The 23,524-nt window shown below is 50.3% G+C and carries 21 protein-coding genes; 16 read left to right on the top strand and 5 right to left on the bottom strand.

The genetic code is table 11. The features are described 5' to 3' along the window. Positions 1-154 precede the first annotated feature (154 nt). From AC097N_RS12910 to AC097N_RS12875, 8 genes are all read left to right on the top strand, one after another. Positions 155-1,486: a tyrosine-type recombinase/integrase gene (locus tag AC097N_RS12910; protein WP_479581443.1), complete on the top strand. Its 1,332-nt coding sequence runs from the start codon at positions 155-157 to the stop codon at positions 1,484-1,486. A 38-nt stretch (positions 1,487-1,524) separates the two neighbouring features. After that, positions 1,525-2,259 (top strand): hypothetical protein, encoded by a 735-nt coding sequence (locus AC097N_RS12905; protein WP_479581440.1) that lies wholly within the window; start codon positions 1,525-1,527, stop codon positions 2,257-2,259. Between the two features lie 123 nt (positions 2,260-2,382). Then, positions 2,383-2,601: a helix-turn-helix transcriptional regulator gene (locus AC097N_RS12900; RefSeq protein WP_479581439.1), complete on the top strand. Its 219-nt coding sequence runs from the start codon at positions 2,383-2,385 to the stop codon at positions 2,599-2,601. Continuing rightward, entirely contained in the window at positions 2,598-3,677 is a 1,080-nt protein-coding gene (locus AC097N_RS12895; protein ID WP_479581437.1) for a hypothetical protein, read from the top strand. The genes AC097N_RS12900 and AC097N_RS12895 overlap by 4 nt, the downstream gene beginning before the upstream one ends. A 199-nt stretch (positions 3,678-3,876) precedes the next feature. After that, complete coding sequence (locus AC097N_RS12890; RefSeq protein WP_479581435.1) at positions 3,877-4,740, top strand: DUF5131 family protein; 864 nt, start codon at positions 3,877-3,879, stop codon at positions 4,738-4,740. A gap of 103 nt (positions 4,741-4,843) precedes the next feature. After that, entirely contained in the window at positions 4,844-5,689 is an 846-nt protein-coding gene (locus AC097N_RS12885) for a hypothetical protein (protein WP_479581434.1), read from the top strand. A 225-nt stretch (positions 5,690-5,914) separates the two neighbouring features. Then, positions 5,915-7,804, top strand: a complete 1,890-nt coding sequence (locus tag AC097N_RS12880; protein WP_479581432.1) for a UvrD-helicase domain-containing protein — start codon at positions 5,915-5,917, stop codon at positions 7,802-7,804. 51 nt (positions 7,805-7,855) lie between these two features. Then, positions 7,856-8,080 (top strand): hypothetical protein, encoded by a 225-nt coding sequence (locus AC097N_RS12875; RefSeq protein WP_479581430.1) that lies wholly within the window; start codon positions 7,856-7,858, stop codon positions 8,078-8,080. Positions 8,081-8,088: 8 nt separating this feature from the next. Here the strand turns inward: AC097N_RS12875 and AC097N_RS12870 are convergent, their stop codons facing one another. Further along, positions 8,089-9,423: a hypothetical protein gene (locus AC097N_RS12870; RefSeq protein WP_479581429.1), complete on the bottom strand. Its 1,335-nt coding sequence runs from the start codon at positions 9,421-9,423 to the stop codon at positions 8,089-8,091. Positions 9,424-9,801: 378 nt separating this feature from the next. Next, on the bottom strand, positions 9,802-10,614 hold the full coding sequence (locus tag AC097N_RS12865) for an NYN domain-containing protein (protein ID WP_479581427.1): 813 nt from the start codon (positions 10,612-10,614) through the stop codon (positions 9,802-9,804). 362 nt (positions 10,615-10,976) lie between these two features. Here AC097N_RS12865 and AC097N_RS12860 point away from each other — a divergent pair, with 362 nt between their 5' ends. Further along, positions 10,977-11,381 carry a hypothetical protein gene (locus AC097N_RS12860; protein WP_479581426.1) on the top strand — a complete coding sequence of 135 codons (405 nt, stop codon included), beginning with the start codon at positions 10,977-10,979 and terminating at the stop codon, positions 11,379-11,381. Between the two features lie 177 nt (positions 11,382-11,558). On the opposite strand, the gene AC097N_RS12855 is transcribed toward AC097N_RS12860, so the two are convergent. Further along, the gene (locus AC097N_RS12855; protein WP_479581425.1) at positions 11,559-12,422 is read right to left on the bottom strand and encodes a site-specific integrase; all 864 of its coding nucleotides are present in this window, start codon (positions 12,420-12,422) and stop codon (positions 11,559-11,561) included. A 207-nt stretch (positions 12,423-12,629) separates the two neighbouring features. Between AC097N_RS12855 and AC097N_RS12850 the strand changes: the two genes are divergently transcribed. Then, the gene (locus tag AC097N_RS12850; protein ID WP_479581423.1) at positions 12,630-12,848 is read left to right on the top strand and encodes a hypothetical protein; all 219 of its coding nucleotides are present in this window, start codon (positions 12,630-12,632) and stop codon (positions 12,846-12,848) included. A 156-nt stretch (positions 12,849-13,004) separates the two neighbouring features. Here the strand turns inward: AC097N_RS12850 and AC097N_RS12845 are convergent, their stop codons facing one another. Beyond that, positions 13,005-13,298, bottom strand: a complete 294-nt coding sequence (locus AC097N_RS12845) for a hypothetical protein (RefSeq protein WP_479581422.1) — start codon at positions 13,296-13,298, stop codon at positions 13,005-13,007. Between the two features lie 207 nt (positions 13,299-13,505). Between AC097N_RS12845 and AC097N_RS12840 the strand changes: the two genes are divergently transcribed. Further along, the gene (locus tag AC097N_RS12840) at positions 13,506-13,979 is read left to right on the top strand and encodes a very short patch repair endonuclease (protein WP_479581421.1); all 474 of its coding nucleotides are present in this window, start codon (positions 13,506-13,508) and stop codon (positions 13,977-13,979) included. 5 nt (positions 13,980-13,984) lie between these two features. After that, a complete protein-coding gene (locus AC097N_RS12835) occupies positions 13,985-15,529 on the top strand; it encodes a DNA cytosine methyltransferase (protein WP_479581420.1) in 1,545 nt (514 codons plus the stop codon). Positions 15,530-15,578: 49 nt separating this feature from the next. Here the strand turns inward: AC097N_RS12835 and AC097N_RS12830 are convergent, their stop codons facing one another. Then, a complete protein-coding gene (locus tag AC097N_RS12830; protein WP_479581419.1) occupies positions 15,579-15,842 on the bottom strand; it encodes a hypothetical protein in 264 nt (87 codons plus the stop codon). Between the two features lie 118 nt (positions 15,843-15,960). On the opposite strand from AC097N_RS12830, the gene AC097N_RS12825 reads away from it, so the two are divergent. Genes AC097N_RS12825 through AC097N_RS12810 form a run of 4 tightly spaced genes read left to right on the top strand, consistent with a single transcriptional unit; the run spans position 15,961 to position 23,200 of the window. Then, entirely contained in the window at positions 15,961-17,433 is a 1,473-nt protein-coding gene (locus AC097N_RS12825) for an ATP-binding protein (RefSeq protein ID WP_479581418.1), read from the top strand. Further along, entirely contained in the window at positions 17,426-20,158 is a 2,733-nt protein-coding gene (locus AC097N_RS12820; RefSeq protein ID WP_479581416.1) for a Z1 domain-containing protein, read from the top strand. The genes AC097N_RS12825 and AC097N_RS12820 overlap by 8 nt, the downstream gene beginning before the upstream one ends. After that, on the top strand, positions 20,148-21,116 hold the full coding sequence (locus tag AC097N_RS12815) for a PD-(D/E)XK motif protein (protein WP_479581415.1): 969 nt from the start codon (positions 20,148-20,150) through the stop codon (positions 21,114-21,116). Before AC097N_RS12820 ends, AC097N_RS12815 begins: the two co-directional genes overlap by 11 nt. Beyond that, positions 21,116-23,200, top strand: coding sequence for an AIPR family protein (locus tag AC097N_RS12810; RefSeq protein WP_479581414.1), 2,085 nt, complete (start codon positions 21,116-21,118; stop codon positions 23,198-23,200). Before AC097N_RS12815 ends, AC097N_RS12810 begins: the two co-directional genes overlap by 1 nt. The last annotated feature ends 324 nt before the right edge of the window (positions 23,201-23,524 follow it).

The raw sequence follows: 23,524 nt of genomic DNA, 5'->3' as shown, positions 1-23,524 counted from the left end.
ATAAGTTACTGTCCATTTCTGTTTGGTATCGTCCATTGCCAGCCAGTCAATTTTGACGGTTGCTTTGACGGTAAATGTCAGGTGCCAATAAGTCGTCATTTTTTCTACCGCCAGATGGTCTGACGGTAGAAAATGACGGTAATTAAGGGCCGACATGCTGACTGATACCGAACTAAAAAAGCTCAAACAAACTGAGAAGACATACAAAGTTGCTGACCGTGACGGCATGTATGTTTCGGTTGCCACTTCAGGCACCAAGTCTTTTCGATACGACTACCGAATTAACGGACGACGCGAAACACTCACGATCGGGCGTTACGACGAAAACATATCCTCAAAAGTCGCCAGAGGGCTTGAGGAACTGGAATACGGCATTAGCCTCACATTGGCAGAAGCACGCATGCTGCTTGCGGATGCCCGTCGGAGTGTGGAGAAGGGCGAATCTCCTTCTCGCGCTAAAGCGGAAAAGCGCACTCAAATTGCCGAGTCACTTACTTTTGGCAGTTGGGCAGAACGCTACTTCACAGACAAGGCCGACCCTGACAACGGAGCGAGACTTGCAGACTCGACGCTGGCTATGCGCCGCTCCATTTACAACCGCGATCTTGTAGGGCCATTCGGTAAGCTAAAACTGGAAGAGATTACGGTGGCAGCATTAATGGCCTTATGTGAAAAGGTCAAAGCACGCGGTGCACCAGCGCCAGCCATTCAAGTTCGTGAAATCGTCTTGCTGGTGTTCAGGTTTGCGCACACTAAAGACAAAACTCTGGACCTCAAAAATCCGGCTGAGAGCATCAAACCCAGCGACATCGCTACATTCAAACCACGGGAACGCGCACTTTCCCCTGCAGAAATCAGACAATTTTTTCTTGCACTGGACGAGACGGCCACCAGCCCAACCCTTCGCCTTGCTGTCAAGTTTGTCTTGTTGACGATGGTGCGAAAAGGGGAGTTCATCGGCGGCCTATGGTCAGAAGTCGATTTTGAAGCCGCCACATGGACAATTCCGGCGACAAGAATGAAGGCCAAAAAGCCATTGGTTGTCTATTTAAGCCAGCAGGCATTGGACATCCTCGTCACATTCAAAACCTGCTTTGAGTCGTCAAAGTATCTTCACCCCAGCCGATACGACCTCAAGCTGCCAATCAGCGATGCCACCCTCAATCGTGTAATTGACGCTGCCGTCAAGCACATTCGTGCTGGTGGTGCTGAATTCGCCAGCTTCAGTGTGCATGACCTGCGCAGAACGGCGTCATCCTTGCTTAACGAAGCAGGCTTTAACCGGGACTGGATTGAAAAGTGCCTTGCACACGAAGAAAGCGATGTTCGCTCCATCTACAACAAGGCCGAATATGGTGAGCAACGCCGGGTCATGCTCCAAGCGTGGGCGGACATGGTTGATGCTTGGTGTCGAGGCGAAAGTGTCCGTGAAATCATCCGAGCGGCAAGACTCGCCGCTGCCGACGTGGGGATGGGGCTTCATTGACCCGAAAAAATCGGTTCTGGAACGAAAGGTGAAAAGCAATGGCATCAAAGACAGCATTCAGTAGCGGGGCACAAACTCCTTCACCCAATTGGAAAATTGCAGAGCAAGACCGTGAGTTGACCGTCTGGCAAGTTGCTTTGCTTAGTATGGGCATTGACCCGTCGAAGAAGGCCGAGGGCATCGTTAAGGAAAATGAGTTCCTGAATGAAGGCTATCGTGAACGCTATCTGTTTCTGGGTAAACGTCTCAGGGATGAGCCATGTGTAGGGTACGTGCATTGGCTTCGGAATCACGCTTACAACAATAGAGCAAAGGCCACAAAATTCGCAATGGTCGATGTTGTCAGTTGCATTGACTTGTTGACTGACAGCAAGCGATTTGAATTAGCACCCGAGTTTGTTGCCCTGCGAGAGTCGCTGGCAAAGACAGTTTTCTATGTTCCTGGTAGACCGACACCAGATGTAATCATCATGGGTAGTCGTCCCAATGATTCCAATGTCGCCAGAACCAAGGAGACCCGTGATACGTCTCAATCCGTTGAGAACAGGCTGAGCGACCAGCGTGCGCTTCAGTTGTTTGCGATAGCGGTGGACGCCTATGGCCTCAAACCAAAAGCATCAGCTACTGAGCTTGACGCGATTGTCAATCAGGTGATTGACGGGATTGCAGCTAAGGGTTTTACCGGGAACGGTCTTGGACCTGACGCTATCAAGAAGTCATTCAAGAAGGGGCTTGAACAGGCACTGACCAAGGGACTAAAGCTGACAGATTGAATTCAAATTGAATTCAATTTTCAAGGGGTGCCGAACCCTGAAAAATCACATCCATCGCAGCGAGGTGCAGATGGATTCGACGGGGTCCATCGAAAGTTTTCAACAACTTGATGGAGTCCAAACATGGTACAAATTTCTCACGAGGCGCTTCTCCGCAAGCGCGAAGTTCTCAAGCTCACAGGACTGTCGAACAGTTCTTTTTACAACTACATCAAAGCTGGGGTACTGAAGCCCGGCGTGCCGATTGGCCCACGTCTGAAAGGCTGGCCTGCCAGCGAAATTCAGGCATACATCCAGTCGTGCATTGCCTCCCGTGACCAGAAGCAAGGGGACGCAGCATGAAAAGCAGCCTTCTCCCGATTGATACGGTCATACCTTCAGGCTTGATGATCGTGGGCGCAAACAACCAAGACACCCTCAACGACGCACGTTTGGCAATATTAGGCCAAGCAATGCGCGCAGGCAATGCACTTGGTTTTCAGTTTGACCAGCCCAAAAAGGTCATTGACCTCTATGCAGGAACACCCCAGCAGCAAAAAAATATCTTGGTAAAGAGCAGTTTCTGCGAGGCACCACCGGACGGCGTGGAATACAAGATCAGTATGGTTGGCAGCCGTTCAGGCAGCTACAACTTTTGCGGTGATGAGGCCGCTAGCAACGTGATTCCGATGATTCGTGCCGCTGGCGCATCTGGGGAAAAACCAGTCGTACTCTTTAGTCAAGCCATTTCAAATGCAAGCAGTCTCTTACTGGCTGACACCTTGAATCAGTATCGCGCTGAAGCCAAAATGGCTGGAGTGCTGGTCATTGTGATGCTGGCTTGCCCCGAAGGCTTCAAAAAGAGCGAACTACCCGCTCTCTGTGAAGAGTTTGTCGAGGTCGATGAAGTTGAGCCTGACTTTGATCAAGATTTGGCTATGTCCTTCGACGTCCACAGCCAACGCGGCATGCATCGCATGGGCATCGGAAAAGTGATGTGCAGCTTGAGCTATGCGAACCGTCGCATCAATGTGTCATTCGCACCGTTCGTCAGCAAGAAAAGCAATGTTCGCGCACTGTGGTACTTGCATTGTGCCGGGCGTACCAACGCCAAAATTGCAAAGGTTGTCGAATTGCATCCTTCAAATGTCACCCGCCAGCTTCAAAAGCTGCCACGCAGTGCTCCAGTGGTCATGCCCGAAGACTGGATCAAAAAGATGCTGGCGCATTTCGACTTTGAGGAAAGCGACGCTGAAGACGCATCGAAACCAAAGTCGAAGTCGAGTGGGCATCGTCCAACCCCAACAATTTGGGACGGTGCAGATGATGAGCACAACGACAACGATGACGATGACCAAGACAACGATGACGATGACGATGACCAAGACGACGATGACGATGACAGCGACGACTTGGACGATGAATCGCAAGAGGAGTGAACAAGCAGAAGTCGTTGCGCCAATGTTCCGCAATCTGCGCAATTGTCGCAACGCTCTTCACTGCTGACCCATCACGGTGCCCCTGAAAAGGCACCGGATTAAGTAACCCATAGACAACGGCAAAAACGGACTCAAACGAGTCTGCTGGGCGGAGCCATGCCCAAAGTGCCGTGGTCGCAAATATATTTGGAGAAATTACATGGCAATAGAGACAGAAATCGCATGGACGGACAGCACCTTTAACCCATGGTGGGGATGCGTCAAAGTAAGTGACGGTTGTGACAACTGCTACGCAAGCTCGTTGTCGAGCCGCTGGGGTCATGACTTTTGGGGACATGACAAGGAGCGCCGTCTCTTGAGCGAAAGCAACTGGGATCAGCCACTGCTGTGGAACCGCATGGCTATCGAAGCGGGTGAGCGTAAAAAGGTCTTTTGCGCCTCAATGGCCGATGTTTTTGAACGCCGTCCCGACTTGGTGCCTCACCGCCAACGCCTGATCAATTTGATCAAGCGCACGCCAATGCTTGACTGGCAGGTGCTTACTAAACGTCCGCAGAACATCAAGAAACTGCTCCCGCCGGACTACGACTATCCGCCTAACTTGTGGCTGGGCACAAGCGTGGAAAACCAAGATGCCGCCGACAAGCGCATTCGCTACCTGCTGGAGCATGACCGTGCAGTGGTGCGCTTCTTGTCCTGTGAGCCATTGCTTGGGCCAGTGGATATTCGCAAGTACCTTCAGCCAGGTCCCAACGGTGCCAAGATTGATTGGGTCATCGTTGGCGGTGAAGCCGGACATCACTCACGACCAATGAACCCACTATGGGCAAAAAGTCTGATTGAGCAATGTCAGGAAGCCGGGACGGCTGTTTTTTACAAGCAATGGGGCGACTACGTGCCGCTCAAGATCGTGAGCGCCAACGGCAAACAGTACCGCACGATTCCGGTGTTCAAGGCCAACGGGAATGAAATTCCGATGGTTCGCGTTGGCAAAAAGGCCGCTGGTCGCGTAATCCTTGGCCGCGAGTGGAGTGAATTTCCAGACACGTCGCACGCAGTGTGACAACGCCATCCCCCTTGATGTTGGCGCAATGCTGGTGTCCGGGGGCCTTTGGTCGTTATCTGTAACGGCTAATTTGATGTTGCACTAACAAAAAGAATCCAACATGAAAACACCATCCCGCACCCGGCTTCAAACGGATGTGCCCATCGTCACTGATGGCTTCGACCACGCGATATTTTGGTTTGACCGTTCGGAGTTGCCATTCGATATAGCTTTGTTGGAGCCTCACTGCGGCGACCTGAAAGTCACTGCACGTCAGCCCGAATTCCATGCTAACCGCAAACTCTCGATGAGCATGTTTCAACCAACGCCGAAGTGCCTGATTTTGCTGCGCGAGCTTATTGGCCGGGAGATGGTAGTCGATGTCACCTACGCTGAAGTCGCACGCGATATTCTGGTGAGAAATGCAACAGCCGCCACTAGATTGATGGACGCCTTTTTGGCCGCTGTATTCCTCCCGTATTCACACCACACGTTTATGCGCTACCAAGACAAAGGCACTTGGTATTGCGGGCCACCAACCAAAAAAGGGAGTCGCATCGTTTTATACCCCGACCGCCCAAGCAAGATCAACAACGCACGGCCACTTGATGAGGACGACCCGGACTTTCACTTTGAATGGCGTGCCTCTGGCAAGGATGCACTCGCACAAATCGGCATCGCTTCTATCGACGATCTGATCATGTTTGACCATGATCGCCATTGGGCAGAGCGGATAAGGCTCTATGACATTACAAACAAAACCGAGCTTGGTCGCAAGTTGGCCAAGTGCTTGGGTGGCAAAGCCAACGCCAGTAACCCTGCATATTTAAAACGGGGCAACAAGTGGATTGACGAGCATACCGAAGACGGCACATTTGTCTTGCACAACGCCTTGAAATCCACCCCGGACTTACAAAGCCTGCTGACGACTATTTCATGGAATCAGTGGCTGCAAGACCAAGCCTGATATCGACTTACCGTGGCTGATACAGAAGACTATTCTTTCCATATATTGAAGTATTCAGTCAGCTTCACCACTATCAAACTCCATCTGAAACTCATTGTTTTGAAATTGATTTCGGTATTGCATGGCACATGCGTTGCCCCAATCAGGCACAAAACCAGCATAACCATTTCCACAAATTGACTCTTGTAAATAGCGTGTGTCAGTAACTACCAATGAGTCAATTCAATGCCTACCCAGATCAATCAATCCCAGCAAATAGTCAAGACAACAGCAAAGCGCGTAGAAGTGCTGGCCGGTCCTGGAAGCGGCAAGACCACCATTTGTGGGCATCGCATTTGGCACCTTGTCACCACTGGTATCCCGGCACGGAAGATATTGGTGTTGAGCTTCTCCAAAGCAACAGTCGGTGAACTGCGCCGCCGTATAGACGAGCTGGGCACAACAGCGCACACAACGGTTCAAACCAAGAAATCACAAATTCATGACCTGTCACAAGTAGTCGTCAAGACTGCCCATGCCTTTGCCTTTGGAATCGCATCCAAGATCAATCCCGGCATCACGGTGCTGTCCGACAACAACGCCTTGAAGCTGCTGGCAGATGCCGTCAAACTGACCCTGAAGGACGTTGTACGGGGTGTGTTGTCCGTCGCATCGAAGTGCCTGCAGAAGATCAAGACTGCCCTTCGTGAACTGCGTGACAGCAAGCAAAAAATGCGGCTTATGCTCGATGCACTGGCATACACACATGCGGCCAATTTGTCCCCCGCCACGACCGTCTCAACAGGCCAGTTTGCAGCCCTCAATCGGTATGTTGACGTGGTTGGGGCCATAGCAGCCAGATACGCGGCCATCAAACACAAGCTTGGCAAAGTGGACTACGGGGACATGCTGACGGTTGCTGTCAAAGGCATCAAACGCAACATGCAGTGGAACAGCTACTCGCATGTCTTGGTCGATGAATATCAGGATTGCAGCACAGCCCAAACCGCTTTGCTGGCGGCAATGGCGGGAAAAGGTAGTGAGGTCATGGTGTTCGGTGACGCTGACCAGGCTCTTTATGGGTTTGGTGGCAACCACTACAACTCGCTCAAAAACGTCATGGGCGGTGTGGTGCAAATGACCATGCGAACGTCTTGGCGACTGACCCGGCAAACAGCGGCCTTGGCTTCGTCGATTGCTCAGCACACAAAGGAGCTTGCAATTGTTGCTGTGCGTGACGGATTCTTTCCTGAATTGATTCACAACGATGACTTGACCACCCAGACCTACACGGTGGCAACCAGTATCCAGAAGTTGATTGCAACAGGTACACCGCCCGAGAAGATAGCGGTGTTGGCACGCACACGCGATTTCTTGAAGCCCGTGGAGCAGAGCCTATTGGCCGAAAACATTCAAACCAACCAGCTTGGTACAGAGCGTGACATACAGCACCCGCTGCGCGTTCTTCATCTTACCCATCTGGTGGAAGGCTTTGACCACAGCAGAAACAGTATCGACCCTGCGGCTGTGCAACGCGCTTTGAAGGACGTCAAGACTGTGGCCCCGGTGGAGTGGCAACAACTTGCCCGATGCCTTGAGAAGATCGCTCGCATGCCGTCCCTAGAAAGCCGATACAAGAAATGCGCAGCTTCGTACTTAAAGTGTATGGGCGGCGCACGAGCCAACACGAGAGTTCAACATGATTTGAAGCGGTGGGAGCCTATCTGCCGTGGCTGTGCCAATGCGAAGAACGTTCGTTCCATCATCCGAGCCATGAACCTTGGTGCTGTCACGACATCAACTATCCATGCCGCCAAGGGCCGCGAATGGGATCACGTCTTTGTGGTGGGCATGGCAGATGGGCAACTGCCGTTGTATTTGGCACAGGGCGAACAGATGCTTGCTGAAGAACGTCGCTTGCTTTACGTAGCCGTCACCCGTGCCCGAGAGTCTGTGCGGCTGTACTTCGCGCCTGTTTTTCATTCACGCACCCGGCAATGGTTTGAACAGCCGAGTCGCTTTATGGCCGACAAGCCTGTCCAACGCCGTTTGAAAGTATCTGTGCCTGAAAAGGGCGTTGCGCACCACACCCGCAATCGGCGCAACACGCGCAACTTTTGCAACGCCGGCCCGTAAAAGTCCGGTTCCCGCTAATTTGACGGCATCGTAACCACGCTTGTAACAGCCATGACCATTGCTAAAAACAACTCACAACATCCGAAACAGATGAAGACTGCCCCGGCAAAAGCGTTTTGCCGCAGCCCGTACCGCGAAGCCACCACGGTTGTCAGAGTGCCGGAATCACTGCTACCGGAGGTCTATCGTCTGTTGGAACAGTGCAGGCAGGACATCGAAGATGCCGCGTGGTTGGATCGGAAACCATCAAAGTATTGTCAGCATGCTAACCAATAACCACCTTATCAAAAGTCCAAGTGCTTCCCACAATGGCCGATCACCAGGCGTTTTTCATCAGCCATCCACTCGAAATGAACTCTCAAGGTTTCGGTTGAACTGTCTTTAACACCAATCTTCAGGTGTTTCTCCATAGTGAAATCGCGCCCACGATAGCTGAAAGTCCTGCGTCGTCGACCTTCGCTAGTCAATGCTTGCCCCTCATTTTGAGCATACGCATTGTTGCCGACGGCAGACTTGGCATGTTGATCGCCACGACCGTCAGCGAGTGCTTGCCAATATCCATTGGCAAGCTTCCAAAGAAGATCAAGAGCCCTCTTTCCATACTTGAAGTTTTCGGCATCAGAATCCTGTGCGGCATCCAGTGCAGAGTCAAGAACGACAATGCGATCAGAAAAAAGAATGCTGATCAAATTCAGCGATTGTTCAAGAGAAAGGTCGTCAGTGATAACACCCGAAACTGCCTCTCGCAGTGGGACCAATGCAGATAAGTCACTGTCGTTAGGGCTAGTCGATGACTGTCGTCCACTGAGAGCGTGCTTCAGCCCCTCGATGTCCGCCTGCAATTTATCAACATGACCATCACGCTCTTCAATATCGCGGCGTAGGCCCTCCACTTGTTCATCCTTTGTGCGGAGTTCACTGTCAGCAGCTTCTAGCAATTCAGCATACTCAGCGGATTCATCACCTTGTTTAGCCCGCAAAATGCTTTTTGCCAATTGCGTACGAAAGGCCGCTTGACTAACCACCTCAAGCGAGATGTGCCGCCAAGAAAATGGCAGGTTAGTCCGGTGGGTGACCGTAGTCATAATTTCCGACTCGACGGTTCGCCCGTCTTCACCCATTTCAGCCAATTCATTTGGCCGGAACAGTACTGTCTCGCAGAACTTCGCGCGTTCTCCTCTACGGGCTAGGAAGATGATATTGACAGCGCCACCCCAGGCTCCATATCGCCGCCCCAGAGTCTCTTCAACTTTGAAGGTGTCTACCTCATTCGTAACTTCCACAACATCGGCAATTCCAACCAGCAGGGACCGCATGCGCTCTGGTGATACGGGGTAAGTTCCGTCGCGGGCGCTACTGATGATTACGATTGGCCAGTGCCTGTCTTCGCGCTCCACCTCCCTCAGGAATGCCGCTGCGCTGTCTTCGTCGAGACGCTTTACTTTGAGTCCAGGTGTAAAGCCGCTGGGTCGGCATTGCTGGGTAAGTTGCTCAACCACCTTCGGTCGAGTTACTTGGATGGGTGCATTGACGCGGGCGCTAACTTCATCAGTTTTCAGCAAAACAGTACAAAGAATTGGAGCGGCTTCAGAATCCTGGCGCATCCCAATTTCGGTCATCCACCGGCGGCCTGGGACCTGGTTGTCCCCGTGAGAGAGTTGCGCGCAAAAGTAGTACGGGTATGTCGGGCGATTGCCGTCATCTGGCGTAACTCGGGAAGTCAGTACGCTGTTGTCTTTGAGACGAAGCTCTCGAATTCCTTGGGACAGAATTGCCGGATCAACCGAACTTCGATTGGCACGAAAACCAGCCCAACGCGCTACACATTCAATGATCTTCTGAGGCCCGCCTTCGGGTTCAAAGGTGAAGCTGCTTCCGTAAACTAACATTATTTTTTTCCCCTGAGTATTTACTTCTTTTCAAGCGTAGGCGCCCAGTCTAATCTGTCGGACGAACGCATGACCTGCTGCCGTGATCTGGAACGCCACGAGTGGCCGTCATCCTTGGGAAGGCGGAATGAAGCGAACTTGATTTGGTTTTCCCGCTGGCATCAACTCAAAGTGGTGCGGAAACTTCTTAAAAAGCTTTGTCGAGGTCGCACTCTTGGCGAGAAGCTTTTCGTCGTGCAGTACCTTTGCCACATCACCCAATGGTTGCCATTGCCCAGCCTTCAAATTTGGCACCGCCGATAGGATTCTTGGCACTGTGACGGCTTCGGTTGCCGCGCCAGCGGTCTTTTTGGCAGGCACCTTTTTTGCCACCGCCTTTTTAGCCGCTGCTGGCTTGGGGGTCACAGTCTTGGATGCAGGTGATTTTGTTGCTGTTTTTTTGGCTGCGGCACGTACAGGAGTCGCTGCTACTGGTTTGGCTTCCGGTACATTGGGCCGGTCAATTTGACCGCCACCCACATAGATCACTTGATCGTAGGCTGGCACAGCATCTTGCGCCATCTTGCTGCGTTCGGTGATGCAAACGACCTTGATGCCCCGCTCTCGAAGTCGCACAACCAGCGGCACAAAGTCCAGATCGCCCGAACCGATAACAATCAGCTTTGGCCTTGGAGCAATGCAGGCCAACTCCATCGCGTCCACACCCAGCGACATATCGGTAGTGTTCTTGGGAAGTGGCAGATTAGCGAATGGACGAACAGCCCAAATACGGAGCGTGTCTGCCAACCCCTTCAAATTTTCAGCACTGCCATAGGCCCGTCGAATTGATATTGAGCCTTCAGTCCGCTCAATCGTCTGGAACGCCTCATCTATCCATGCAGGTGATGAAAAGTTGTCTGCGTCAATCAGAAATGCAATCATTGTTACTTCTCCCTTCGCCGACTTTAGCTGATGTGGCGATCGAGGCCCGATGGCAACGGTCGTGGACTCTTTTGCAAGGCATTAAGAAGACCGAGCGTGACCTCTTTGCTCCTCGTGCTGGGCTATAGTCAACGGCGCGTATCACCGCAAAAAGTCACTAATTCAGCTATTCGTGCCTCTCAATGATTTTCCCACCGTCGCTACTTTCAAACCATGCCAGAGAGCGAATCCAGGAACGGTTCAATATTTCCGAACAAGAGTTCTTGGGCTTACTGAATTCTGGTGTCGGAAAGAAAGTCGGAAGGTCAGCAAGAACCAATTTGGTTCATAGGCTCGTATGGAGTCATATTGACAAATCCGTCTTGATTGCGATTCAAGAAGTTGTGTCAGGGATAGTTCTTACTGTACTGCCCGTAGATATGTACCGCCGCGAGTATGGGTCGAACCTAACTGAGCAGCGGCTACGCCACGTAATAAATCAAATGGTTCACACGGGTTTTGCGCCACCTGATATGTGGTCTCCCGGGGACAAGGAGGAGAATGTCACCGTCTACGTAACAATGTCTAATTCAACAACTCAAGTCGCCTTGGGACGATGGCGGGGAGAAATCACAACTGTAGACCTTTCGGCACTTGGCCAAAGCGCGTTGTTTTGGACTTGGGTCGCGGAGGAGGCGCTGACTCGTGGCCTGACGATAGAACAAGTCGAATCGATTAGCGCAAAATTTTCAGGCGGCGATCATCAACAGATTCCGTACAAGCTTTAATGAGACATCTCGCTTGAACCCAACTGGTATACATAGTCTCGTAATTGCGTTTTATATCACCTGTAGATTGCCCTTGCTCGGGTGAGTCGCACTGCACCGCATCGAAGAGTGGTCAATACTGCAGAGTATCCAAAGGAAAAAATGCGTTACCAGTAAGGTAACGCTCGGAGTCCTTTTTCAAAGCAAGCTGGGGATGGCTCTTTTCGCAACGGCACGGATGTATTTGGCTAAGGTCACATCTGACTTGTGCCCGGTTTGCTCACGAATTTGCCAAGGTTGCAGCCCGCTCATCGCCGCTTGAGTGCAGTAGCCAGCGCGTAGGCTATGGCCGCTGACTTTTCCGGCATCACCGCCCACACGTGCCACCGATGACTTCACCACCAGCGCCACCGATTGCGCAGACAAACCATGCCGTGCAATGCGGTCATGGCGCGTGACGGCTCTAAAAACAAACCCCTCTTTGATTTCGGCAACATCTAGCCACTGCATCAACGCACGCACCGGGCAACGGTCGCCATTGGCGAATGGCACAAAGACTGTGCGGCCCTGCCGCTCTTGGTCGGTTTTGCTGTGGGGCAAAAAGATTTCTACGCCGTTGGGCAGGTATGTCAATTGTTCGACCATAACCGCCACAAGTTCAGAACGACGCATCGCGGATGCAAACCCCACCAGCAGTAACGCACGGTCACGCGCTGCTTTGATCGGTTTCTGGCGGTCGATCATTACCATTGCCTCCAGTAAGTCGTCCTTAACCATTGGACGTGCCTGCTTTTGCTTGGTGCCAAACGTGCGGCGGATGCCTTGCATGGTGCGTTTCACCGTGATGTGAACAGTCGGGGATTTCAAAGAGTTTTCGAGGTGGGCTTTGTGCAGAGAAATAAGCCGACGCTCAAGGGTTGCCACGGAAAGATTTCCGGCGAATTTGGCCAGGTACTCGATCACTTGCGCAGCGGTGGCCGGAACCGTGATGCCACTGGCAGCGAACATGCGAATATCGCTGGCGTAAGCGCACTTGCTGGCTTCGGACTGTGCAGCTTCCATGAAGCGGTCAGCAGTAGCTGATAAACCGTCCAGAACGGCCTGTGGTGGCTTCGGTGACTGGTTGCTGATAGTGGCGGTATTGGACTTGCGAACGGTTGTCGTGCCTGTGCTTTTGGTGGAAATATTGGTCATTTTGAAGGGCTTTCTGGCTGTCGATAACTGAGAGTTATCGCTACCTGAGGTTGAAGAAAAATAATCCCCAAACCCTTGGGCGCACAGACGTGTTTAGCCAATACACGCCAAGGGCATGACAAGAAAAAATCAAGTGGGGAATTGGGGGAGAAAAACCAAACCAACGCAGGGCGCGTCAGTCAATACACCTTGCTATTGCAGCAAAATGCTGCTCCATTTTCTCAGGCTATTGGCAGCCAGGCAAATGAAATGTTTATAAAACTATCTCAACTACCGAACACATCGGCAAGTTGAATATTTCCTGCAAACAATGGTCTTCACAGAGTTGATAAGTGGAAGAGTTCAGCGAGGACTGGCTTGGCAATTAACCCCAAATTTTCGGCGCGAGTGTCTTGAAGCATCATCAATATTTCCACTTGGTCGGGCTTAAACATCGTCTGTAAGTTCAAGTTAATGCAGGGTATGACCCGAGATAAGAAATTCTTCAGCTTTAGCCATATTCCACGCGTGATCCCAAAGCTCACCCCAGCGGTCCATTCCGCCTTCATCAGCCGCATCCATGCCATGTTGAAGAAAGACAGCATGAAGCACCATGTTTGCGTCGCAAAAATCATGTGAGTGGCAGATATTGGGTGAAAGTTGCGCACGATTCCTTTGTATAACAACTCGCATTTCTTCTGCTGACAATTCAGACCTAAGAGCATGACTAAATTCAAGCGCCAGGGATTGGACGGTAATTTGCATTTCAACTTTCTGGATATTGCAGGTCGATGGTGTTTGAACACTATTTTTGGAACAATGATTGCAGGTTTTTCTGCATTGGTACAGAGGAGATGGATAACTTTTCGACTTGGGAAAATATTTGACTGCGAGTTGCTTTGACACTTCAAATGCAGGGCAAGAAACCTGGTATCCTGGAAGAGTTGGTTACCCAAGCACGGAACATTTTTTATGACTGATGTTGTCGATGTAAAGACCAGAAGCCGGATGATGGCCGGAATCCGGTCAGAAGGAACACAACCCGAAAAGTTGGTGCGTTCATCACTTCATCGTCGTGGCTTCCGGTTCGCAAAAAGCTCGCTGGGACTGGTTGGCAAGCCTGATATCGTTCTCCCGTGTTGGAAGGTGCTTGTTTTTGTTCATGGATGCTTCTGGCACTTGCACGGCTGTAGTCTGTCAAAGATGCCGGGCAGCAACCGCGAATTCTGGGAGAAAAAACTCATGGCTAACAAGCTCAGGGATGAACGCGTTAGCCACGAGCTTCTTGAACTTGGCTGGAGGATTTTGATTGTGTGGGAATGCACTACGAAAGGGCGGCATGCGAGAGGCCATCTGGACGAAGTCATGGATGAAATCGCTATTTGGATTCGGGGACAATCAGGCACGCAACGCTGCATCGCGTCTGGAACAGGGCTGACTTTCTAAAAATAATGACCATAAAAGTAATTGATTTGTTTTCAGGGCCAGGTGGGCTCGGCGAAGGCTTTGCGGCCGCTGAGGACGGTAATGCGTTCAGAATTTCTGTTTCGGCAGAGATGGAAAACAGCGCACACAGCACACTCACAATGCGTGCGTTTTACAGGCTGGCAAAAAGGAAGGGCGATTCAAAGGCAATTTCAGCCTATTACGACTACTGCAACCAGCCGTTGGCACTTCATCCGTCAGGTCAATGCCCCGCACTTTGGTCTTTGGCGCAGGCGGAAGCAAGAAAACTTACTTTAGGGGATCCTGCCAGCAATGAAACACTTGATGCCATCCTTGAAAATTTGAAACTGAAAGACGGGAAAAGTGTCTTGATCGGTGGTCCGCCTTGCCAAGCCTATTCGCTTGTTGGACGGGCAAGAAATAGAGGTACATCAGGCTACAGTGCGGAGGCAGACCACCGGCATTTTCTCTACCGTGAATACCTGAGAATCTTGGCTAGCTCAAAGCCTGCCGTTTTTGTCATGGAGAACGTCAAGGGAATACTTTCCTCCAGTGTCGGTGGGCGACAGATATTCCATGACATCCTGACTGATTTGCGCGACCCTGTAAAAGCCATCAGTGGTGGATACGGTCCGAGGTACAGCATTCACTCACTGTCAACATCGACAAAATTTCAGGCAGGGATGGATCCTTCTGATATCGACGCAAGAGATTTCATTATTAGAGCCGAGGACTACGGAATTCCGCAGGCTAGGCACAGGGTAATTTTGCTTGGAATTCGGGAGGACATTGCGCAGGATGATGTCCGTTTGCAACCGATAGCCAAAGAAGTTTCAGTCCGGTCAGCAATTGGCCAACTGCCAAAATTGAGAAGTCGATTAAGCCATGATGATTCCGCAATGGCTTGGCGTGATGCCGTCATTACATTGGGCCGGTCATTGTCGAAAGAGGCCCAGCGAAAAAAACTTCCACTAATTGCTTCTCGCCTGGACGATCTGACAACAGAAATAAGAATGAATCTTCCCGTAGGATCCCTGCGGTTTGAAAAGCGCCAGCAGTCGCGAAAAAATGAAAGCCTGTCCAGGTACGATGAGTGGGTTCAGGACAAAGACATTGAAGTCTGGCTCAATCATGAAGCCCGGTCGCATATGGACAGCGATCTTGGTCGCTACCTTTACGCATCGGTGTTTGCTGAGGTGAATAAGAGAACTCCGAAAGGTCATCTTGAGTTCTCCTTGAAAGGTCTGGCACCTGCTCATGCAAACTGGGAAAGTGGCAAGTTCGTGGACAGGTTCAGAGTCCAGCGGTATGACATTCCAAGCACCACGGTGACCAGTCATATCGCCAAAGACGGACATTACTTCATTCATCCAGATCCCGCACAATGCAGAAGCCTTACCGTTCGTGAGGCTGCAAGACTTCAAACGTTCCCGGACAACTACTTTTTCCAGGGAAATCGAACTCAGCAGTACCACCAGGTCGGGAATGCTGTTCCGCCCTTGTTGGCGTTCCAGATCGCAGAGGTCGTCAACTCCATATTCAAGAAGTAATCTGTCGGGTACAGCTTTGTAGATGTCGTGCAAAGGCTTGCCCGGCGACTCAGCCATAATCAACCCAAAATACAAATTTTGGGGGGGAGAAAACTGATGCTTGCTCTGGGGTTTCAACACGTTTCACCGCGTGTGGCTGTTGTCTGTCGAAGACTTTTTTTGAACCCATGGCATCCAAATGCTGGGTCTGATGGCTTCGACAGCACCCCACGCGGATGCCCAAATCGTAGCAACACGGCTCATCCCCACCAAGAATCCGGTCTTCCGTCCCACTAACGGGCAGAATTTTCTGTGGACAACTTGCAGCTTTCATTCCAAATCTCCGGATCGGCAAGCTTCTGGCTGTACGGGGAACGCAGGCGGAAGATGCGTCCAAAGGGGGACGCAGAATCAGCCGCGTTCATCAAATTTCAATTCTCGGCTTATCGAAAATGAAGGAGATCGAAAACCCACCACATGCTCCATCATTGCTGGAGTCAATGCGTTCAATTGGGTATTCGCTCGAATCTGCATTGGCAGACCTTATCGACAACAGCATTTCAGCAAAAGCCAAGCACATCGGGATTGAATTTCGTCCAACCGATACGCCTTACATCGCAGTCATTGACGATGGCGACGGTATGTCAAAAGACAGCCTTGCAAAAGCAATGAGACATGGAAGCACCAGTCCATTGGAAACTAGGCGGATCGAGGATATGGGGCGTTATGGTCTGGGCATGAAGACATCGTCACTATCGCAGTGTCGGCGAACGACCGTGATTTCCCTGCGCGACGGTTTGATATGCGCTTATTGCTGGGATCTTGATGTCGTTGTAAAACGAAGTTCCTGGATCATGCTGGAATTGGACGCAGACGACATCGCAAAGCTTCCCCACGTCAATCAGCTATGGACTCAAAAAAAGGGAACCATTGTTTTATGGCAAAACTTGGACAGACTGACCGTAGGTGAAAGCTCTGTTGAGGTTGCCCTTGGACGCGAAATGGACCATGCCCGCGGTCACCTTTCCCTGGTCTTTCACCGATACATTTTCGCTGAATCCGGTCGATCGCGCTTGGCGATAAGCACGAACGGAAATCCGCTGCCCCCCATTGATCCATTCCTGTCCGACCACAAAGCCACCCAGACGCTTGATGAAGACAGCTTTAGCGTCGAAGGCCACAGAGTCACGGTTAAGCCTTACATCTTGCCGCATGCAAGCAAGCTGTCTCCTGAAGAGATGGCGCGTGCCGGTGGAAGCGATGGACTCAGAAATCAGCAAGGCTTTTATATTTATCGAAACCGGCGACTGATTGTTTGGGGAACATGGTTCCGCTTGGCCAGGAAAGATGAGTTGAGCAAACTGGCAAGGGTTCGCGTGGACATACCCAACTCATTGGATCACCTGTGGACTTTGGATATCAAGAAATCGGCTGCGCATCCCCCTGAGGCAGTTCGTTTCAATCTCAGAAGAACTGTTGAAAGAATTCGGCAGGTGAGCGGCAGAACTATTGCCTTTCGTGGGCGCTCCGTTGACAGGGGCGAAATCACGGCTGGATGGAATGAGGTGATAGACCGAGGAGGAGTGAGGTTCGACATCAACCGTGATCACCCATCAATTAAAACCCTGATTTCCAGGCTATCGAAAAGCGACGCATCAGACTTCGATGCAGTTCTCGCGGTAATTGAGAGTTCTTTCCCGGCAGATGCTCTCTATTCGCGGATGGCATCGGATTTGCGCTCGTCCTTCAACGGTGAAGAGGTCACTCTACGATTGCGGGAAGTTGCTAGATCACTGTTTGCTGCGCTTGACGCCAAGTCGCCGCTCAGGAAGACACTGCTTGCGACATTGCATTTGATAGAGCCATTCAACCTTCACCCTGAAGCGACACGAAAAATTGTCGAGGAGATTCAAAAAGATGACTGAGAAAAAAAGCTCGCAACTCTCTGACAACGCCCGCAGGCTGGAGTTGAGTGTCATTACGGCATTGACGGTAGATGGTGTTCCGTCAGAGGCCGACATCCTTTCACTTGCCGGTCACTTACGAACAATTCCTCTCTATTCTGTATCGGACGAGGAGTTTTCGGATGTCATAAGACGTTTGCACGAGGCATTGACTATCGAGATGGGCATCGGCACATGCGTATTTGACACCCATGCACCGTGGCTTCAGGCACGAAAAGCCGAAATTGAGCCCTTTTACTGGGGCCGGTATCAAACAGAGTTGCGCAAGCAGGGTTGGGCACCCAAAGTTGTTACTGCGCTCGACAAGGTTACGGATGACATTCTTGACCTAATGGGTAATCCCGATGGAGAAGATGGCTGGCCGCGCCGTGGACTCGTAATGGGTGATGTGCAATCGGGGAAGACCTCAAACTACACGGGACTTATCTGCAAAGCGGCCGATGCCGGGTACAAGTTGGTGATTTTGCTTACTGGAACGCTTGAAAGCCTGAGAAGACAGACCCAGGAGCGTCTTGATTCAGGGTTTGTCGGTTTGGACAGTTCTGGGGTGGTCAACAGAAACCGTCACCGCAGGGAAATCGGTGTTGGTTTGGTAAATGGCGCTCGTGCGGCAGGTGTTTTTACTTCAACCATCGGTGACTTCAAGGCTGCGACGGTCAATCAGCTTGGATTCAAACTTAGGGATTACAAAGAGCCTGTTCTGCTGGTGGTGAAGAAAAACAAGCGGATCCTGGAAAATTTGACAGATTGGCTAATCACCTTCAATGCAAACCACAGTGGTCATATCAACTTGCCTCTGCTGATGATTGACGATGAAGCTGACAATGCCTCGGTCAACACAAATCCTGCAAAAGCAACGGCAATAAATGGAGGAATTCGCAGCTTGTTGAAGGTATTCCCACGTTCAAGCTACGTTGGATTTACCGCGACACCCTTTGCCAATGTCTTTATCAATCCTGATACAACCGACGCAATGGTCGGTGATGACCTTTTTCCCCGTGACTTTATTTATGCGCTTGATGCACCCACGAATTACGTTGGGGCAAGACTGATTTTCGGTGATGACTCACCACTCGACTGCCTGCGCCATATAAATGATGCCGATGTCTATTTCCCACGAGGGCAAAAGTCAGACAGCACCATCGAGGGAGTTCCGCCATCCATGATTGATGCGGTAGGGAGCTTTTTGGTGGTCAATGCCATCATGGACCTCAGAAAGGGCATGCCGCGTCATCGCTCAATGCTGATAAACGTTAGCCATTTCACGCTCATTCAAAACCAAGTTAGGGATGTGATTTTTGAGCTTCTGCGAAAGATGCAGGAGGACATTCGGAACTTCGCTTCGCTGTCAACAAACGAAGCTCTAAAAAATGCCACTATGGCAACTCTGCACGATGTCTTTGACAGCGAGTATTCTGGCTCTGGAGTTTCATGGGCAGAGGTGCAAACTGCGCTAACCGCCGCAACTCTGCCCATTGAGGTACGTTCAGTCAATCAGAAATCCGGCGCTGCTAGCTTGGATTATTCGTTATACAAGCAAAACGGATTACGTGTCATTGCGGTTGGGGGCAACAGCTTGGCGCGTGGTTTGACTCTTGAGGGCCTTTGCGTAAGTTATTTCCATCGTGGCACTCAGATGTACGACGCACTTCTGCAAATGGGGCGTTGGTTTGGCTATCGTCCTGGGTATGAGGATTTGTTCCGCATTTGGATAACAGAAGAGTCTGCAAATTGGTATTCGCACGTTTCAGAGGCAACTGATGAACTCAGGGGCGAAATCCGTCGGATGCAGGTATCACGGCTCAAACCTATTGACTTTGGGTTGCGGGTAAGAGCACATCCCGATTCTTTGTTGATAACCGCTCGGAACAAAATGCGTGATTCGGAAGAAATCGTGCATCTGATGTCGATCAGTAATGAGGGCTTGGAATCAACCCGACTGTTGCGTGATCCAACAGTAATCATCGGGAATTTCAAAGCGGCGCAGCGGCTTGTGGAGCAGGTACTCGTGGCTGGTATCCCAAAAAGTACGACGCGTGAATACCCACTGTGGATCGGTGTGGATAAAGTGCTTATCGTCGAATTCCTTAGAAGATTTGCCAGTCATCCCCTGAATCTGAAACTTCAAACTTCCGCACTTGCGGACTTTATTGAATCATCCAACGACGAGAAATTACTGCAATGGGATGTCTCTATTCCCAGCGGAAGCGAATTAGAGTATCCACTTATACAGGGGGTGGAAGTACGAAGACGGAAGAGAAAAATATTGGTTGAGCCAGAAAAGCGGTCGCTGCTCATCAATGCTAAAAAAATGCGTGTTGGCTCGCCAGCAGACGAGAAAGCAGGCCTGTCTGCTGATGAAGTGAAGAGCGCCGAAACCAATTTCATGACGGCACCCGAAAACGCCGGGAAGACTACTGTGCCATCAAGTGCCTACAGAAAAGTCCGCACAAAGCCACTTTTGATGTTGCATGTCTTGAAGCCGGTTGAGGGAGACGGCGATGGAGAAAAGGATTACCCACTGCCTGATGGTTGTACTCTGGTGGCATTGGGCCTCAGCTTTCCCGAACTCGAATTAGCCAGCCAAAGTATCCGGTATCGAATTAACTTGGTGGAACTGCGAAACATGCTTGCAAGTGAAGTCACAAGCGATGATGACCTAGAAGAGGATGATGATGGCGAATAGGCTCAACGACAGGTGGGACGCAATTGCGGCAGATCCACTACATGCCGTTTTTCAACTATTCGATGCCAGTCACCCGTTGGACTTTTATCTCGGCAAGGACAACGAAAAGCACAGACTGCTGTTACTGGTCACGCCAGAAGAACCGCCTGCCATTCGCGACATGCGCGCAATTCGCATCAAGAGCTTCAAGCGTGACGACGGCAAATGGTCACTGCTGTTGGTATTGGACAGTGCCGGACTTTCTCCGATGTTTTCCATGCTGTGCGAGGATCTGATCGAATCTTCGAGGAACACAGGATTGCCGGCCAATCAATCATTGGGCTATGTACTGCGTCGCCTGTCAAATTGGCGTCAACTTCTTGAGCGGGGGTTGCCTGATTTATTAAGCGAAAACGAGGTTCGGGGACTCTGCGGAGAACTGTTAACGCTGAAGCGACTATTTATTCACATTGGAAAAAGTGATGCAGTTCGCGCTTGGGTTGGGCCTAAAGGTGCTGACCAAGATTTCCAAACACACAACGCTGCTTGGGAAGTCAAGACGATTCATCCCGGTGCAACTTCAGTCACCATCTCGTCAGAATCACAACTTCAAACTACGTCTCGAACTCTATTTCTGGTAGTTATTGAATTAGCGGAGAGTGGGCACAATGCGCCTGATTCGTTCAGTCTGAATACCTTAGTTGAAGATATTCGCACATCACTTTCAGACGATCCTGATTCAATGGATATTTTTGAGAACACTTTAACTACTGCCAAATATGTGAGCAGGCCAGAGTATTCAATACCCAGCTTGAGTGAACGATTGCGCCAACTGTTTTCTGTGCATGGCGATTTTCCTCGTATCACGGGCAACCAGATATCTATTGGATTGAGCCATGTGAAATATGAATTGTCTCTGAACGCTTGTGAAAAGTTTCGATTGAATTCAATGTCACTTGATTCCCGGAGAGCACCCTAATGGATTTATCAGAGTTTCGTAAAGATTTGCTGGAAACTGTTCGTGCCCGGGCTGAATCGAATTTGGATTTCAATCGCGCTGGTTTCGTGGATGAGGTCGGCGAGCGTCTCACTGATGCAGAAGAATTTGCAGACTTTGTCGCATGCCGATACGAAGGTACAAGCGGAAAGAGAAAGCTGCAAATAGACGGTTATGCATTCGACGATGCTGACAACTCTCTTGCCTTACTTATCGCAGACTATTCCAACGATGATGACATGCCATCCTTCAATACTGCGGATGCAATGAAGTCATTTGGGATGCTTAGATCATTTGTCGAAGAGGCGCTGAAAGGTAACTTGACAGATGGTTCAATCGAAGAGAGCCAGCCTGGGCATGGTCTTGCATCTGACCTCCGGGACTGGCACTCAAAGGTGACCAGATACAGACTTTACTTGGTTAGCGACGGACAATTGAAGTCAAAAGCTAAAGACTGGCCTGATGCTGACATTTCCGGTATTCAAGCTGAGCATCATATTTGGGATGTTGCCCGATTGCACCGTGCCTATATATCTGCAACAGGAAGAGATGAACTCGTCGTTGATTTTGGCGACTTTGGCACTGGCGATGGGTTGTCTTGCCTTATGGCAGCCAGTGCTGAAGGCGAATATCAAGCCTATTTGTGCATGATTTCGGGCAACGTTCTTGCTGGAATTTACGATCGATATGGAAGTAGGCTCCTTGAAGGAAATGTTCGATCTTTTCTTAGCACCAGAGGAAAAGTAAACGCAAAAATCCAGTTGACTATTCGACAGCAACCTGAAATGTTTTTTGCATTCAATAATGGCATTGCTGCCACAGCAGAAAACGTTGTCATCGAAGAGACCTCACGGGGGCCAAAGATACTGAGCGCAACCAATCTACAGATTGTCAACGGGGGTCAAACCACTGCGTCACTTGCGCAAGCAGCACGAAACTCACTCGGCAATTCTGAAGGCGCTGATCTGTCAAAGGTGATGGTCCAGATGAAGCTTTCGGTCCTCCCTCCTGAAAAAGCAAGTTCATTGATTCCTGATATTGCACGGTATGCCAATAGTCAGAACAAAGTCAGTGATGCAGACTTCTTTGCAAACCATGCCTATCACATCAGGTTGGAAGAGTTTTCAAGAAGAATTTTTGCTCCCCCTGTTGGGAGTGCCCAGCATGGAAGTCATTGGTTTTATGAACGGGCTCGCGGCCAATATGTAAATGAACAAGCCAAATTATCTCCCGCTCAAAAGCGGCAATTTGCGATTCAAAACCCGAAATCGCAATTACTGTCTAAAACCGATGTTGCAAAACTGGTGAACACTTGGCGGGGGCTACCCAATAAAGTGAGTATGGGTGCTCAAAAGAACTTCTTGCTTTTTGCGGACGTAATTGCAAAGGCTTGGGGTGAAGATGAGCGGCAATTCAATGAAGAATATTTCCGTGACCTCATCGCTTTGGCGATTATGTTTCGGCAAACTGAAATTTTGGTCAAGCAGCAGAATTGGTATCAGGGTGGGTATCGAGCCAATATCGTGACCTACACGCTTGCAAAGTTGAATTGCATGATCACCGAACAAGCCGATGGAAAACAACTTGATCTTCGCGGGATTTGGGCAAAGCAAGGTGTTTCAATTCCAATACTTGAACAAATAGCCACCATAGCCGCTCGTGTCTTTGAATTGCTTACTGATCCTGGTCGGCCTAAAGACAACGTCACAGAGTGGGCAAAAATGCAGGCATGCTGGGATCAGATTAAGTCTGAAAAAATTCAGCTTAGTTCAGGAATTCAATCTGCGTTGGTGGATTCAAGCTTCGTGAAGAATGCAGCCAAGGATGCACGCGAAATTCAGGCAACAGACAATGGCATCGCTACTCAAGTAGCGGTTTTTAATGTGCCGTCAGTACAGTGGGAACAAATGCGAAATTGGGCAATCCAAAGAAATCTACTCACCACAACCCAGTCGGATTTATTGAGATTGGCTTCGCAGATTCCTCGGAAAATCCCGACGGAAAAGCAGTGCGCTGTCATCTCCCAAATTCATGAAAAACTACTCGACGCTGGTTTTTCTGTTTGAAGAGGGCCGCTGACTTATGAGTTTTCAAGTGGTGTTCTGACCGAGTCCACGAATTTACGTGCTTCGGCGAGAGCGTCACTGACTGCAAAGGCTAAGCCAACGTCAAGTTCGTTTTCGTCTTTGCAAACGAACCATTCAAATCCACCTCGATATCTGTCTCTATTTTTTTCGACATAAATTTCGTAGCCGAAATACTCTTCCTCGTAAGTAAGCACGCGGTGAACTCGCCTTGAACTGACTTCTCACATATCGCAAGATCGTGTGCACGTAACCAATCGTGCACACCATGCTCAAAGAATTAAACATTGCGACCTATTCGACTCA

The sequence above is a fragment of the Rhodoferax sp. LS1R11 genome (genome assembly GCF_056521395.1).
This window is presented reverse-complemented; position numbering and strand designations above follow the sequence as displayed.

Excerpts from the sequence above, each read along its gene's own strand:
- AC097N_RS12810 (WP_479581414.1), top strand. The coding sequence starts at position 21,116 with ATGGATTTATCAGAGTTTCGTAAAGATTTGCTGGAAACTGTTCGTGCC.
- AC097N_RS12905 (WP_479581440.1), top strand. The coding sequence starts at position 1,525 with ATGGCATCAAAGACAGCATTCAGTAGCGGGGCACAAACTCCTTCACCC.
- AC097N_RS12865 (WP_479581427.1), bottom strand. The coding sequence starts at position 10,614 with ATGATTGCATTTCTGATTGACGCAGACAACTTTTCATCACCTGCATGG.
- AC097N_RS12820 (WP_479581416.1), top strand. The coding sequence starts at position 17,426 with ATGACTGAGAAAAAAAGCTCGCAACTCTCTGACAACGCCCGCAGGCTG.
- AC097N_RS12880 (WP_479581432.1), top strand. The coding sequence starts at position 5,915 with ATGCCTACCCAGATCAATCAATCCCAGCAAATAGTCAAGACAACAGCA.
- AC097N_RS12875 (WP_479581430.1), top strand. The coding sequence starts at position 7,856 with ATGACCATTGCTAAAAACAACTCACAACATCCGAAACAGATGAAGACT.
- AC097N_RS12840 (WP_479581421.1), top strand. The coding sequence starts at position 13,506 with ATGACTGATGTTGTCGATGTAAAGACCAGAAGCCGGATGATGGCCGGA.
- AC097N_RS12815 (WP_479581415.1), top strand. The coding sequence starts at position 20,148 with ATGGCGAATAGGCTCAACGACAGGTGGGACGCAATTGCGGCAGATCCA.
- AC097N_RS12845 (WP_479581422.1), bottom strand. The coding sequence starts at position 13,298 with ATGCAAATTACCGTCCAATCCCTGGCGCTTGAATTTAGTCATGCTCTT.
- AC097N_RS12890 (WP_479581435.1), top strand. The coding sequence starts at position 3,877 with ATGGCAATAGAGACAGAAATCGCATGGACGGACAGCACCTTTAACCCA.
- AC097N_RS12825 (WP_479581418.1), top strand. The coding sequence starts at position 15,961 with ATGAAGGAGATCGAAAACCCACCACATGCTCCATCATTGCTGGAGTCA.
- AC097N_RS12835 (WP_479581420.1), top strand. The coding sequence starts at position 13,985 with ATGACCATAAAAGTAATTGATTTGTTTTCAGGGCCAGGTGGGCTCGGC.
- AC097N_RS12885 (WP_479581434.1), top strand. The coding sequence starts at position 4,844 with ATGAAAACACCATCCCGCACCCGGCTTCAAACGGATGTGCCCATCGTC.
- AC097N_RS12855 (WP_479581425.1), bottom strand. The coding sequence starts at position 12,422 with ATGGAAGCTGCACAGTCCGAAGCCAGCAAGTGCGCTTACGCCAGCGAT.
- AC097N_RS12900 (WP_479581439.1), top strand. The coding sequence starts at position 2,383 with ATGGTACAAATTTCTCACGAGGCGCTTCTCCGCAAGCGCGAAGTTCTC.
- AC097N_RS12830 (WP_479581419.1), bottom strand. The coding sequence starts at position 15,842 with ATGAAAGCTGCAAGTTGTCCACAGAAAATTCTGCCCGTTAGTGGGACG.
- AC097N_RS12910 (WP_479581443.1), top strand. The coding sequence starts at position 155 with ATGCTGACTGATACCGAACTAAAAAAGCTCAAACAAACTGAGAAGACA.
- AC097N_RS12870 (WP_479581429.1), bottom strand. The coding sequence starts at position 9,423 with ATGACCGAAATTGGGATGCGCCAGGATTCTGAAGCCGCTCCAATTCTT.
- AC097N_RS12895 (WP_479581437.1), top strand. The coding sequence starts at position 2,598 with ATGAAAAGCAGCCTTCTCCCGATTGATACGGTCATACCTTCAGGCTTG.